At 68.7% G+C, this 13,688-nt stretch carries 13 protein-coding genes; 10 read left to right on the plus strand and 3 right to left on the minus strand.

Translation table 11 applies throughout. The features are described from left to right. Window positions 1-6: 6 nt before the first annotated feature. A complete protein-coding gene (locus tag ACFTS5_RS00535) occupies window positions 7-798 on the minus strand; it encodes a 3-oxo-5-alpha-steroid 4-dehydrogenase (protein ID WP_378626363.1) in 792 nt (263 codons plus the stop codon). 104 nt (window positions 799-902) lie between these two features. Between ACFTS5_RS00535 and ACFTS5_RS00540 the strand changes: the two genes are divergently transcribed. The 6 genes from ACFTS5_RS00540 (at window position 903) to trmD (ending at window position 5,032) form a co-directional block, all read left to right on the plus strand. Then, window positions 903-1,721 carry a nuclear transport factor 2 family protein gene (locus ACFTS5_RS00540; protein WP_378626365.1) on the plus strand — a complete coding sequence of 273 codons (819 nt, stop codon included), beginning with the start codon at window positions 903-905 and terminating at the stop codon, window positions 1,719-1,721. Window positions 1,722-1,842: 121 nt separating this feature from the next. Next, entirely contained in the window at window positions 1,843-2,937 is a 1,095-nt protein-coding gene (locus ACFTS5_RS00545) for an amidohydrolase family protein (RefSeq protein WP_378626366.1), read from the plus strand. Window positions 2,938-3,146: 209 nt separating this feature from the next. Further along, window positions 3,147-3,584, plus strand: coding sequence for a 30S ribosomal protein S16 (rpsP, locus tag ACFTS5_RS00550; RefSeq protein ID WP_378626367.1), 438 nt, complete (start codon window positions 3,147-3,149; stop codon window positions 3,582-3,584). Beyond that, a complete protein-coding gene (locus ACFTS5_RS00555; RefSeq protein ID WP_056811833.1) occupies window positions 3,584-3,826 on the plus strand; it encodes an RNA-binding protein in 243 nt (80 codons plus the stop codon). The genes rpsP and ACFTS5_RS00555 overlap by 1 nt, the downstream gene beginning before the upstream one ends. Continuing rightward, window positions 3,827-4,351 carry a ribosome maturation factor RimM gene (gene rimM, locus ACFTS5_RS00560; protein ID WP_378626368.1) on the plus strand — a complete coding sequence of 175 codons (525 nt, stop codon included), beginning with the start codon at window positions 3,827-3,829 and terminating at the stop codon, window positions 4,349-4,351. A gap of 3 nt (window positions 4,352-4,354) precedes the next feature. Beyond that, complete coding sequence (gene trmD / locus ACFTS5_RS00565) at window positions 4,355-5,032, plus strand: tRNA (guanosine(37)-N1)-methyltransferase TrmD (protein WP_378626369.1); 678 nt, start codon at window positions 4,355-4,357, stop codon at window positions 5,030-5,032. A gap of 1 nt (window position 5,033) precedes the next feature. Here trmD and ACFTS5_RS00570 read toward each other — a convergent pair whose 3' ends face one another. Both ACFTS5_RS00570 and ACFTS5_RS00575 read right to left on the minus strand, forming a co-directional pair. After that, window positions 5,034-5,402 (minus strand): VOC family protein, encoded by a 369-nt coding sequence (locus tag ACFTS5_RS00570; RefSeq protein ID WP_378626370.1) that lies wholly within the window; start codon window positions 5,400-5,402, stop codon window positions 5,034-5,036. Window positions 5,403-5,798: 396 nt separating this feature from the next. Beyond that, entirely contained in the window at window positions 5,799-6,644 is an 846-nt protein-coding gene (locus ACFTS5_RS00575) for a LuxR C-terminal-related transcriptional regulator (protein ID WP_378626371.1), read from the minus strand. A 96-nt stretch (window positions 6,645-6,740) separates the two neighbouring features. Between ACFTS5_RS00575 and ACFTS5_RS00580 the strand changes: the two genes are divergently transcribed. The 4 genes from ACFTS5_RS00580 (at window position 6,741) to ACFTS5_RS00595 (ending at window position 13,673) form a co-directional block, all read left to right on the plus strand. Further along, the gene (locus tag ACFTS5_RS00580; protein WP_378626372.1) at window positions 6,741-8,351 is read left to right on the plus strand and encodes an AMP-binding protein; all 1,611 of its coding nucleotides are present in this window, start codon (window positions 6,741-6,743) and stop codon (window positions 8,349-8,351) included. After that, window positions 8,351-9,964 (plus strand): AMP-binding protein, encoded by a 1,614-nt coding sequence (locus ACFTS5_RS00585; RefSeq protein WP_378626373.1) that lies wholly within the window; start codon window positions 8,351-8,353, stop codon window positions 9,962-9,964. The genes ACFTS5_RS00580 and ACFTS5_RS00585 overlap by 1 nt, the downstream gene beginning before the upstream one ends. Window positions 9,965-10,062: 98 nt before the next feature. Continuing rightward, window positions 10,063-11,244, plus strand: coding sequence for an alpha/beta hydrolase family protein (locus tag ACFTS5_RS00590; protein WP_378626374.1), 1,182 nt, complete (start codon window positions 10,063-10,065; stop codon window positions 11,242-11,244). A gap of 47 nt (window positions 11,245-11,291) precedes the next feature. Then, window positions 11,292-13,673, plus strand: a complete 2,382-nt coding sequence (locus ACFTS5_RS00595) for a Tex family protein (protein ID WP_378626375.1) — start codon at window positions 11,292-11,294, stop codon at window positions 13,671-13,673. Window positions 13,674-13,688: the final 15 nt, after the last annotated feature.

Raw genomic sequence — 13,688 nt, forward strand, 5'->3', positions numbered from 1 at the left:
GGTGTGTCAGATCACGCCGGGGATCAGCGCTTTCCGGTTCGCTGGGTAGTCGGCGAACTTCTCCCGGTACCAGCGGTGGGTGGCGAAGGCGCGCGGCACCAGGTTTCCCGCGGTGATCAAGAAGATCGCGACACCGGCCAGCGACCAGGTGAGCAGGGCGAACCCGGCCCAGGCGATCAGCTCGCCCAGGTAGGCCGGGCTGCTGACGAAGCGGAAGCCCGCGCCGTGCGGGATGCGGTATTCGGCGGCGCCGGGGTTGTTCTTGTCCCGCAGATTGCGCACGATCGCCTCGGATCGCACCAGCAGCCCGAAGCCGCACAGGTACACGACCAGGCCGATCAGGAAGCGCGGATCGGTGAGCCAGGCGGTGCCGTACTGGTTCTTGTAGTCGTTGCTGAAGAACGCGCCGTTGAGATAGCCGTGCAGGGCCGTCACGAACACGCCCGCCGCGACCACCGAGACATTGAAACTGCTCGTCTTACCCGGCACCTGCCGGATGGAGAGCGGGAAGAACCAGCCGCGATTGCCGTAGTGCAGCAACCAGATGGCGGCCAGCACCAGCGGCACCGGCTCGAAACGATCGGGGCCGCTGAGGTAGAACACCGCGAACACCACAGTCGCGGGCAGCTCCATCAGCCACCAGCCCAGCTTGGGGTTGAGATTGAAGCCGACCTTGTTCGACGCGAAGCGGCCGTAGGGGCTCTGCGCGAACAGCCCGCCGACGATCACGAACGCGGCGAAGGCGAAGGCGATGGTCAGCACGGTGTCGTAGGTGGTGTTCCCGGTGTACCAGTCCATCGAGATCCTCTTGTCCAATAGGCGCCGCGCACGATCGCCGACGCAAAACTAGAACACGTTCTATCATGGATCGCGGAGGGTGAGCGTGACTATGGAGGACCTACATGTCGTTGGATCGGACCGCCGAGGACCTGCTGGCGGCGGTGCGGGAGTCACCGCGCGCGGTGGCCGCGCACGACAAGACCGCGTGGGTCGGGTTGTTCGCCGAGCAAGCCGCGGTGCACGACCCGTACGGCTCGCGCGAGCACATCGGCCCGGACGCGATCTCGCGTTTCTACAACGTCTTCATCGCGCCGAACTCCATCGCCTTCCGCGTTGACCGCGACATCGTCGCCGGCTACACGGTGGTGCGTGACCTGCACATCGAGACCACGATGTCGACGGGCGCCACCGTCACCGTGCCGATGCATCTGCGCTACGACCTGGTCGACACCGACGGCGGCTGGCGGATCGCCCGGCTCGCCGCGCACTGGGAGCTGGGGGTGATGATCGCGCGCCTGCTGCGCACCGGCCCGTCCGGACTGCTCGCGGGAGCGAAGCTCGGGCCGCAACTCGTGGGCGAGCTCGGCATGGGCGGTGCGATGGGCATGATGCGGGCGCTGCGTGGCATCGGTGGGTCCGGCAAACGCGTCGTCGGCCGGCTCTTCGCCGCTGTCGCCTCGGGCGACACAGGGGGCGTGCGAGCGCTGCTCGATGAGCGGACGGTGGTCGAGCTGCCCGCCGGACATCCGGTCTCGGTGGCGGAGTTCGCCGACCGTGCGCGAGACATGGAGTGGGACAAGATGATCGCCGCGGGTCGCACCGTCAGCGTGAGCGTGCGGGTCGGTGCGTCGCGCGGTGTGGCCTTCGTCGACTTCGCTCCGGACCGGCCGCGGATCACCGCTGTGCGGGTCTTTCTCGACGGCGATCCTTCGGGCGACTGACGGCTGGCCCGGAGGTGGCGGGCCGGCACCTGGTGCTGCCGTGGTGGTGGGGGCATCGGGACTGTGCGTGCGCCGATCGTGCGCGGTAGGTTCGGACCCAGGCCGACGACTGGAGGTTCGAGTGCATCTGCGTGGTGTGGTTCTCCCCGAAGACCGGGAGCGCGACCTCTGGGTCGTCGACGGCGTCGTGACGTTCGAGCCGGTGCGCGATGCCGAGACTTTGTGCAGCGCGGGGTGGATCGTGCCGGGCCTGGTCGACGCGCACTGCCATGTCGGCATCCGCTACGGCGGCGGGGACGAGACCCACGACGGCGCGATCGAGCAGGCCGAGATCGAACGCGACGCGGGGGCGCTGCTCCTGCGCGACGCGGGCTCGCCGATCGACACCCGCTTCATCGACGAGCACGCGGAGCTGCCGCGGATCATCCGCGCGGGTCGTCACATCGCCCGCCCCAAGCGCTACATCCGCGAACTCGGCATCGAACTCGACGACGAGCGCGACCTGCCCGAGATCGTCGCCGAGCAGGCCCGCTTCGGTGACGGCTGGGTGAAGATCGTGGGGGATTGGATCGACCGCTCCGTCGGCGACCTGCGCCCGCTGTGGAGTGACGACATCCTGAAGCAGGCCATCGACGCCGCCCACGCGAACGGGGCAAGGGTCACCGCCCACGTGTTCGGTGAGGACGCCCTGCCGGGCCTGATCAACGCGGGTATCGACTGCCTCGAACACGGCACCGGCATCACCGACGACACCATCGAACTGATGGTGGCCAACGGCACCGCGCTCGTCCCCACCCTGATCAATATCGACACCTTCCCCGGCATCGCCGACAGCGCCACGAAGTTCCCGGTCTACGCCGCCCACATGCGCGACCTGCACCGCCGCGTCCGCGACACCGTCGGCAAAGCCCACGAGGCGGGCGTCCCGATCTACGCGGGCACCGACGCGGGCGGCTCCATCCGCCACGGCCGCATCGCCGACGAGATCACCGCCCTGTCCGGCGCGGGCCTGTCACCTCACGAGGCTCTCGGCGCCGCCTCATGGAACGCCCGCACCTGGCTCGGCCGTCCCGGTATCGACGAGGGCGCCCCGGCCGACTTCGTCGTCTACGCCCACGACCCCCGCGTGAACCCGCGGTCGCTCACCGACCCACAATGGGTCGTGCTGCGCGGCCTGGTCGTGAAGACCCCCGATCCGGTCACCGGACACCGCTGAAATGGCGTTGCGCGGCGATAGCGGAGGCGATTTCCGGCCGCGGCGGGTCGTCTGGCAGAATGAACCCTCGTCCTTCCTGGACAGTGTCAGCCCGTCTCCGGTTACGTACCGCGCGGCGGTCACGCACTCATGCGCGAAACCGGACCCGCAGACCATGTGGGTCGCCGAATCGCGTGGTGACCAAAACTACTGAAAGAAGACTGAACAGCATGGCTGTCAAGATCAAGCTCACTCGTCTCGGCAAGATCCGCAACCCGCAGTACCGCGTCGTCGTCGCCGACGCCCGCACCCGTCGTGACGGCCGGGCCATCGAGTCCATCGGCCTGTACCACCCGAAGGAAGAGCCTTCGCTGATCCAGATCGACGCCGAGCGCGTCGCGTACTGGCTCTCGGTCGGCGCGCAGCCCACCGAGTCGGTGCAGCGTCTGCTGGAGATCACCGGCGACTGGCAGAAGTTCAAGGGCCTGCCGGGCACCGAGGGCACCCTGAAGGTGAAGGCCGCGAAGACCTCCAAGCTGGACCTGTTCAACGCCGCGCTCGCCGCCGCCGACAACGCGCCCACCACCGAGGCCGTCACCCCGAAGAAGAAGGCCGCCAAGAAGGACGAGGCTGCCGCTGAGGAAGCCGCCACCGAGGCTGCCGAGTAATGACTGCTGTTGTTGCCGATGCCGTCGAACATCTGGTTCGCGGCATCGTCGCCAACCCTGACGACGTCCGTGTCGAGCTGCTCACCGGACGTCGTGGACGCACCGTCGAGGTCCACGTCCATCCTGAAGACCTGGGCAAGGTGATCGGGCGCGGTGGTCGTACCGCGACCGCGCTGCGCACCCTGGTCGCCGGCATCGGCGGCCGTGGGATCCGGGTCGACGTGGTCGATACCGACGCCTAGATGGAACTCGTCGTAGGTCGGGTCGCCAAGTCGCACGGTGTGCGCGGCGAACTCGTCGTCGATGTTCGCACCGACGAACCGGACGTCCGGTTCGCGCCGGGCGTCACACTGCGCGGCAGGATGCCGAAGTCCTCGGCGACCCGTGACTACACCGTGAAGTCGGCCCGAGAGCACTCGGGCCGGCTTCTGGTGTTCGTCGACGGGATCGACGATCGCACCGCCGCCGACGCCCTGCGTGGCACGTTGTTCGTCGTCGACAGCGATTCGCTGCCGCCGTCGGAGGATGACGACGCCTTCTACGACCACGAACTCGAAGGCCTCCGGGTCGAGTTCACCGACGGCACCCTCGTCGGCACGGTCACCGAGGTGCTGCATTCGGCCGCGGGCGAACTGCTGTCGGTGCGCGCCGCCGACGACGGTCGCGAGATTCTCATTCCCTTTGTCACCGCCATCGTGCCGACGGTTTCGCTCGCCGATGGACTGGTTGTCATCACGCCGCCCGAGGGCCTGCTCGATCCGGAGTAATTCGTGCAACTCGACGTCGTCACGATCTTCCCGGAGTATCTCGAGCCGCTGCGGACCGCGCTGCTCGGCAAGGCTGTCGACAAGGGCCTGATCTCGATCGGCGTGCACGATCTGCGCCACTGGACGCACGACGTGCACAAATCGGTCGACGATTCGCCCTACGGGGGCGGTCCCGGCATGGTCATGAAGCCCACCGTCTGGGGCGACGCCCTGGACGAGGTGTGCCCGGACGACGCACTGCTCGTCGTCCCCACGCCGGCCGGTGTGCCGTTCACCCAGGCCACCGCGCAGCGCTGGGCCACCGAGAAGCACCTCGTGTTCGCCTGCGGGCGCTACGAGGGCATCGATCAGCGCGTGTTCGACGATGCCGCCCGCCGCGTCCGCGTCGAAGAGGTGAGCATCGGCGACTACGTCCTCATCGGCGGCGAGGCCGCGGTGCTCGTGATGACCGAGGCCGTCGTGCGTCTGATCCCCGGCGTGCTCGGCAATCAGCAGTCCCACCAGGAGGATTCGTTCTCCGACGGACTCCTCGAAGGTCCCAGCTACACCCGGCCGGTGTCGTGGCGTGGCCTCGAGGTGCCCCCGATCCTGCTGTCGGGCGACCATGCCAAGGTCGCCGCGTGGCGGCACGAACAGTCATTGGAACGCACGGCGCAGCGCCGTCCCGACCTGCTGCCCTGACCTATCCCGCGATCACGCGGGTGGTGATGCAGAACGGGTGGCCAGCGGGGTCGAGCAATACCCGCCAGCGCGGATCCGGTTGTACCGGTGCGGGTTTCGCGCCGATCGCGAGGGCGTGCTGTTCGCACAGATCCAGGTCGGCGTCGGCGGCGAGGTCCAGGTGCACCGCGGCGGTGCCGGGCCACTGCGGCGGGTAGTAGTCCTCGACGCGTTGCGCGGCGACCGTCAGTCCCGACGGGATACGGATCCCGACGCTGTGCGCGTCGTTCCACAGGACACGGCCACCGAGCAGCCCGAGGTAGAAGCGGGCGAGGGACTCGGGGTCGTCACAGTCCAGTGAGAGGCCGGCCAGTTGAAAAGGCTCCGTCATCGAAGCGACGCTACCGGGCCCGACGGGGACCGAGATTGTTTTGCCCTAAAGACATTTGGGTATCCATCCCGGTCGTTCTTTGTGCGATCGTCCATAGTGAGGGTTGCTGGTTCCATCCGGAATGGGTTCGGTCCCAGCGTCCGTCGGCGGGGCCGGGTCGGACGCGACAAGGTTGAGCGGACTGTGCGCCGATGTTCCCAGTACAGGCACTGCGTCCCTTGATGATTGGGCGCTGCCCGAGTGAGCGCTCGGCGACCTTCGGTGTGGGGTGTCGCGCCCACGGTGTGAGACCTTGCCGGTCCGCTCGGCCGCGCCGGAGGCATTCCGGTAGATCCGGCGGCCGAATGACGGTGATATATCCCACATCTGGCGTGGGGGGTGAAGGGGTCGCGGCAGTCAGGGCAGCAGGCCGTGCCGCCGCGCCCGAGCCACCGCCTCGTGCCTGGTGCCGGCATCCAGCTTGCTCATCGCCTGCCGCAGGTAACTCTTGACGGTCTCGGCGCCGAGCGAGAGTCGAAGCGCGGCTTCCTGATTCGTGCAGCCGAGGGCGATCTGGGCGAGAACGTCGAGTTCGCGCCGCGACAGCCGCGGCGCATCGCCGACGGACTCGCCGGTCAACACTCCGGTCAGCCGTTCGCACACCCCGGAAAGCCGGTCGCGCAGGGCGAGATCGCCCGTGGTGGTCGCGAGGGCGCGAAGCTCGGCGTGGATCTCGCGCAACTCCTCGGTCGCCGCGGGCGTGGTCGCCGTCGGCGGTGTCGCGAGCTCGAGCAGCCGGACCCGCCGGTCCACCTCGTCGCGGACGGCGATCTCCGCGGCCAGTCGCTTACCCGCCTGCAGGATCACCTCGGCGGTGCGGTCACCGAGGGGGCCCGTGCCGCGAGTGGCGGCGTACAGCACGGCGCGAGGTCGGTCGGCGACCAGCACCGGCACGGCCATCACCGACCGCAACCCTTCGCCGACGACCGCGGCGTCGTAGTGGTGGGTGATCGCGGACGAGCCCCGATAGTCGGCCACCGACGCGGGCCTGCGGTACTCCATGGCCTGCCCGCCGAGCCCGGAGGTGCGCAGCACCGACAGCCCGCGCAGACCGGTGGTGACGGTGCCGACGAACTCGGTGAGCAGCAGGGTGTCCTCGTCCACCGCGCCGCCGAACACCACCGGGACGCTCGCCCGTCCCGCCACCCAGCGGATCTCGGCGCGCAGCGCGTCACCGTCGCGCGGGCGCAACAGGGAAGTCATGGATCACCCCTTTTCGGGGGTAGTGGGGCACGTGAGCTATGCCACATTCTAGGACAGACCCGGTGGCCGATACCCGGGTGATGAGGAGAAGCTGCGATGACTACCGATCTGGACGCGCGGGTGCGCGACCTGCTCGACCACTACGACCGACCAGAGTCCTGTGCGGCCGATCTGCTCTGCGATCGGCACCCGGCCGGGCATATCGCGTTCACGGTGATCGAGTCCGATCTGCGCGCCTACGACCTGACCTACGGTGAGCTGCGGGAGCGCTCGGCCCGGTTCGCCGCCGCGCTGGCCGAACTCGGCGTCGAACCCGGCGATCGGGTGGCGACGTTGATGGCGAAATCCGTCGAGCTCGTGGTGGCGCTGCTGGGGATCTGGCGGCGCGGCGCGGTGCACGTGCCCTTGTTCACCGCGTTCGCGCCACCCGCGGTCGAGTTCCGGCTGAGGGCGAGCCACGCGAAAGTCGTTGTCGCCGACGCCGACCAGGCGCCGAAACTCGCGGCGACCGACTACCGAACAATCGTCGTCGGCGCCGAGATTCCCGGCACGCTGCGCTTCGGCGATCTGCTCGACGGGTACGGATCCGACGATCCGCGCGCGCGGCCGGTGGCGGTCGGTGGTGACGGCCTGCTGGTCCAGCTGTTCACCAGCGGCACCACCGGCACCCCCAAGGGGGTGCCGATCCCCGTGCGCGCGCTCGCGTCCTTCCACGCGTATCAGGAGTTCGCCCTGGACGTGCGCCCCGAGGACGTCTTCTGGAACGCGGCCGATCCGGGCTGGGCGTACGGCCTCTACTACGCGATCCTGGGGCCGCTGGCCACCGGCATGCGCAGCCTGCTGCTGCACGCGGGGTTCTCGGCGCCACTCACCTGGGACGTGTTGCAGCGCTTCGGCGTCACCAACTTCGCCGCCGCGCCGACCGTCTATCGGGCGTTGCGCGCCGACAGCGCCGCGGCTCCGGAGAGCTTCGCCCTGCGCCGGGCGTCGTCGGCGGGCGAGCCGTTGACCCCGGACGTGGTGGCCTGGTCGCAGCGGACACTCGGGGTCGCGGTGCGTGACCACTACGGCCAGACCGAGCACGGCATGGTGATCTGCCACGCGTGGCACCCCGCCCTCGATATGGCCGTCCCGCCCGGTTCGATGGGCAGGCAGCTCCCCGGGTGGTCCTGTGCGGTCCTCGCCGAGGACGTCGACACCGAGGCGGCACCCGGTGAGATCGGCCGGGTCGCCATCGACACCCACCACAGCCCGCTGCTCTGGTTCCTCGGCTACCTCGACGATCCGGAGCGCACCGCGAGCCGATTCACCGCCGACGGACGCTGGTATCTGACCGGTGACGTCGGCTCCCGCGATACCGACGGCTGTTTCCGCTTCAGCTCCCGCGACGACGACGTGATCATCATGGCGGGCTACCGGATCGGCCCGTTCGAGGTCGAAAGTGTGCTGGTCCTGCACGAGCAGGTCGCCGAGGCCGCCGTGGTCGGGATGCCGGACGAACTGCGCGGGGAGGTGCTGGAAGCCTTCGTTGTGACCCGCACCGGCACCGAGGGCAGCGCCGAGCTGGCAGCCGAACTGCAGCAGCTGGTCAAGGACGAGTTCGCCGCCCACGCCTATCCGAGAAGGGTTCATTTCGTGGACAGCCTGCCCAAGACACCGAGTGGCAAAGTGCAGCGATTCCTGCTGCGCGGCAAGGAGATCGGCTGATGTCCGAACTCAGCTACAGCTGCGGTCCCGCCGAGGTCGCGCTGCTCGGTGACACCATCGGCGCGAATCTGGACCGCGCCGTCGCGGCCCACCCCGCGCGTGACGCGCTCGTCGACTGCCCGGCGGGGCGTCGCTGGACCTACCGCGAGGTGGGTGCGGCGGTCGACGCCGTCGCGACCGGTCTCGCCGCACACGGCATCGAACCCGGTGACCGGGTCGGCATCTGGGCACCCAACTGCGCGGAATGGTTCCTCGTGCAATACGCCACCGCGAAGATCGGTGCCATCCTGGTCAACATCAACCCCGCCTACCGCACCAGCGAACTCGAATACGTTCTCGTCCAGGCCGGGGTACGCACGCTGATCGCCGCACCGGAGTTCAAGAGCTCGGACTACGTCGCGATGATCGAGCAGGTCCGGCCGAATTGTCCCGCGCTGGAGCAGGTGCTGATTCTCGGCACCGAGCCGTGGCGGCAGGTGGCCGAGACCGTGCCGGACAGGCAGCGGCTGGGTGCGATCGCCGAGACGCTGTCGGCCGACGACCCGATCAACATCCAATACACCTCGGGAACAACGGGTTTCCCGAAGGGCGCGACGCTGAGCCACCACAACATCCTCAACAACGGATTCTTCGTCGGCGAACTGTGCGGATACACCGAAGCCGACCGGGTCTGCATCCCGGTTCCGTACTACCACTGCTTCGGCATGGTGATGGGCAATCTCGCGGTCACCTCCCACGGTGCTACCGCGGTGATTCCGTCGCCGTCGTTCGACCCGGCCGCAGCGCTGGCCGCTGTCGCCGCGGAACGCTGTACCTCGCTCTACGGTGTGCCGACGATGTTCATCGCGATGCTGGCCGAACTCGATTCCGGCGCCGACTACGACCTGTCGAGCCTGCGTACCGGCATCATGGCGGGCTCACCGTGCCCGGTCGAGGTGATGAAACGGGTGATCGATCGGCTGGGGATGAGTGAGGTCTCCATCTGCTACGGCATGACCGAGACCTCACCGGTGTCCACACAGACCCGTCACGACGACAGCATCGACCGGCGCACCGCCACGGTTGGCCGGGTCGGCCCGCATCTCGAGGTGAAGGTGGTCGATCCGGAGACCGGGCGCACCGTGGCGCGCGGCGAACCGGGCGAACTGTGCACCCGCGGCTACTCGGTGATGCTCGGGTACTGGGAACAGCCCGACAAGACCGCCGAGGCGATCGACGCCGCCCGCTGGATGCACACCGGCGACATCGGCGTCATGGACGCCGACGGCTACCTCGCGGTCACCGGCCGGATCAAGGACATGGTGATCCGCGGCGGCGAGAACATCTACCCCCGCGAGATCGAGGAGTTCCTCTACACCCACCCCGATATCGTCGACGCCCAGGTCATCGGTGTCCCGGACGCCAAATACGGTGAGGAGCTGATGGTCTGGCTCCGGCTCCGTGAGGGCGCGACACCCCTCGACGCCGACGCCGTCCGCACCTTCTGCGCCGGACGCCTGGCTCACTACAAGATTCCCCGCTATGTGCACGTGGTCGACGAGTTCCCGATGACGGTCACCGGCAAGGTTCGCAAGGCCGAGATGCGCGAAATGGCCAGGGATATCCTCGGTTGAGCGGCTGGGGCGCACCATGACTCGATCCGTCGCGGGCACCGGCGCTTCTTGCTAGCGTGTTCGCGACGGGCGGTCGTTCGGGCTGGTACCGAATAGTGATGGGGGAGACGGTGTTCCGTCGTGTGGTGATGGTGTCGATGTCGGTCTGCGCGCTGGTCGCGTCGAGTGTGGGTGGTGCCGACGCCGGGCCGGCCGGGGTCGGCGTTCTCCCGAGTCCCAGCGCGACTCTGCCGGTCGGCGCCACGACGCTGCACCTGGTCGACGACGCACGGCCGGATCCGTTCCAGCCCGACCGGTCGAGAGAACTGATGGTTTCGGTGTTCTACCCGGCGACCGAGGTGGATCGCTACCCGCGTGCGCATTACGCGTCGACCGAACTGATCCCCGGACTGGAGGACGAACTCGGCATCGAGCTGCCCGGCGCCCTGACTCACGCCCACCGGGAGGCGCCCGCGCAGGCGGCGAGCGCCTACCCGGTTGTGCTGTACACCCCCGGCGCCGGTGTCTCGCGGATTCTGGGCACCGGGCTCGCCGAGGACCTGGCGTCGCGCGGCTACGTGGTGGTGACCGTCGATCACACCTATGAAACCGGTCCGGCCGTCGAGTTCCCCGGCGGCCGGCTCGTGCGGCCCGCCCCGGCGCCCAACGGTTTCGACACCGCGATCCGCGAGAAGTACATCGCCGCACGGCTGCTCGATCTCCGGTTCGTTCTCGACTCCCTCGCCGGGCTGGCCGCGGGGACCGACCCCGATGCCGAATCCGACCCCCTACCCACCGATCTGGGGCGGGTGCTCGACCTGAACCGGGTCGGCGCCGTCGGACATTCGTCGGGTGGGTACACCGCCGTCGAGGCCATGCACGGGGACCGTCGCATCGACGCGGCCGTCGACATGGACGGGCAGATCGGGGTGGACGAGGCATTCGGCCGCGCGGTGACCGAGGGCGTCGACCGGCCCACCCTGGTTTTGACCAGCGAGCAGATCGAGGAAGTCGGTGACGCGAATCCGTCCCTCGACGCGTTCTGGCGGGGGGCCACCGGCTGGAAACGTCATCTGGCCATAGCGGATTCGGCGCACTACGACTTCACCGACATGCCGTCGCTGGTACCCGCCGTCGCCCGGCCCGCCGCGTCGACCTACATCGGCGCCATCGATCCGGATCGCATGGCATCGCTCGTGCGGGGCTACGTCGCGGCGATGTTCGACAAATTCCTGCGCGAGCGCACCGACACCGTGCTGGATCGTCCGATCACCGAACCCGAGGTGCGGACAGTTCGCTGACCTGGGTGCCAGCGAGGTGTCGGTCATGAGCTGTAGTCTCTGCGGCTGTGACGACAGCGCCCGAGATCGCCGACAGCACGACCACCATCGCCAGCGTAGGCAGGCGGATCGCCGATGAACTGGGGGTGCGCGAGACCCAGGTCCGCGCCGCCGTCGAACTGCTCGACGGTGGTTCGACGGTTCCGTTCATCGCGCGCTACCGCAAGGAGGTCACCGACGGCCTCGACGATGCTCAGTTGCGCCAGCTCGAGGAACGGCTCGGGTATCTGCGTGAGCTCGACGAGCGCCGCGGCGCGATCATCGAATCCATCCGCGGCCAGGGCAAACTCGATCCCGCTCTGCACTCGCAGCTCATGCTCGCCGAGACCAAGGCGCGCCTGGAAGACATCTACCTGCCGTACAAGCCCAAGCGCCGCACCAAGGCGCAGATCGCGCGCGAGGCCGGACACGAGCCGGTGGCCGACGCGCTGATCGGCGACCCGAGCACCGATCCGGGCGTCTACACCGCCGAACAGCTCGACGGCGCCCGCTCGATCCTGGTCGAGCGCTTCGCCGAAGACGCCGACCTGGTCGGTGAGCTGCGTGAGCTGATGTGGAACCGCGGCCAGATCACCTCCACGGTGCGCGCGGGCAAGGAGGAGGCGGGAGCCAAGTTCTCCGACTACTTCGAGTTCAGCGAGCCCTTCCACAAGCTGCCCTCGCACCGGATCCTGGCGCTGCTGCGCGGGGAGAAGGAAGAGATGCTCACACTGCATCTCGAAGCCGACACCGAAGAACCGGCACCCGGCGAGCGCACCCTCTACGAGGGCCGCATCGCGGTCGCCTTCGGCATCGCCGACAAGGGCCGTCCGGCCGATTCCTGGCTGCTCGACACCGTCCGCTGGGCCTGGCGCACCAAGCTCGCCGTGAGCCTGGGTATCGACACCAGGATGCGGTTGCGCCAGGCGGCCGAGAAGGACGCGGTCGACGTGTTCGCCGCGAACCTGCGCGACCTGCTGCTCGCCGCACCCGCGGGCACCCGCACCACCATGGGCCTCGACCCCGGATACCGCACCGGCGTGAAGGTCGCCGTCGTCGACGCCACGGGCAAGGCCGTCGCGACCGAGGTGATCTACCCGCACAAGCCGCAGGGGCAGACCGAGAAGTCCCTCGCGGTGCTGGCCGCGCTCGTCGCCCGCTTCGGCGTGGAGCTCATCGCCATCGGCAACGGCACCGCCTCGCGCGAGACCGATGCCCTCGCGGTGGAACTGATCTCGCGGATTCCGGAGAACAAGCCGACCAAGATCGTGGTGTCGGAGGCGGGCGCCTCGGTGTATTCCGCGTCGGCCTACGCCTCGGCCGAATTGCCCGACATGGATGTGTCGCTGCGCGGCGCGGTCTCCATCGCCCGGCGTCTGCAGGACCCGCTCGCCGAGCTGGTGAAGATCGATCCGAAGTCGATCGGCGTCGGCCAGTACCAGCACGACGTATCCGAGACGCTGCTCGCGCGCTCGCTGGGCGCGGTCGTCGAAGACGCGGTGAACGCCGTCGGTGTCGACGTGAACACGGCTTCGGTGCCGCTGCTCTCGCGCGTGTCGGGTGTTTCCTCGTCGGTGGCGGAAAGCATTGTGGCCCACCGCGATCAGAACGGGCCTTTCGCCAGCCGCAAGGCCCTGCTCGAGGTTCCGCGCCTGGGGCCGAAGGCTTTCGAACAGTGCGCGGGCTTCCTGCGTATCCGCGGCGGTGTCGACCCGCTGGACACCTCCGCCGTGCACCCCGAGGCCTATCCGGTGGTGCGCCGCATTCTCGAGCACACCGGCCGGGAGATGGCCGAGGTCATCGGCAACACCAGCACTCTGCGCGCGTTGAAGCCCGGCGACTTCACCGACGAGAAGTTCGGTGTGCCCACCGTCAGCGACATCATCGCCGAGCTGGAGAAGCCGGGTCTGGACCCGCGTCCGGAATTCAAGACCGCCGAGTTCGCCGCGGGCATCGAGAAAGTCGCCGATCTGAAGCCCGGGATGGTGCTCGAGGGCGTCGTGACGAATGTGGCCGCGTTCGGCGCGTTCGTCGATGTCGGCGTCCATCAGGACGGTCTCGTGCACGTGTCGGCACTGTCGCACACCTTCGTCAAGGATCCGCGCGAAGTGGTGAAGTCCGGTGACGTGGTGAAGGTGAAGGTTCTCGAGGTCGACGTCGCCCGTCAGCGGATCGGGCTCACCCTGCGGCTCGATGACGAGCCGGGCAAGCCCGCGCAGGGGGACAATCGTGGGGGTGGCGCGCCGCGCGGGCAGGGTCGTGGACAGCAAGGCGGTCGTGGTCCGGCACCTGCCCGCAACCAGGGACAGGGGCGTCAGGGCAACGGCGGCGGTAACCAGCGCAAGCAGGCTGCGGCACCGAGCGGTTCGATGGCAGACGCCCTGCGCGCGGCTGGTTTCGGCAACAAGTAGGTAGCGACTCGACGA

The sequence above is a fragment of the Nocardia sp. NPDC056952 genome (assembly GCF_042674185.1).
In the GTDB taxonomy this organism is placed as follows: domain Bacteria; phylum Actinomycetota; class Actinomycetes; order Mycobacteriales; family Mycobacteriaceae; genus Nocardia.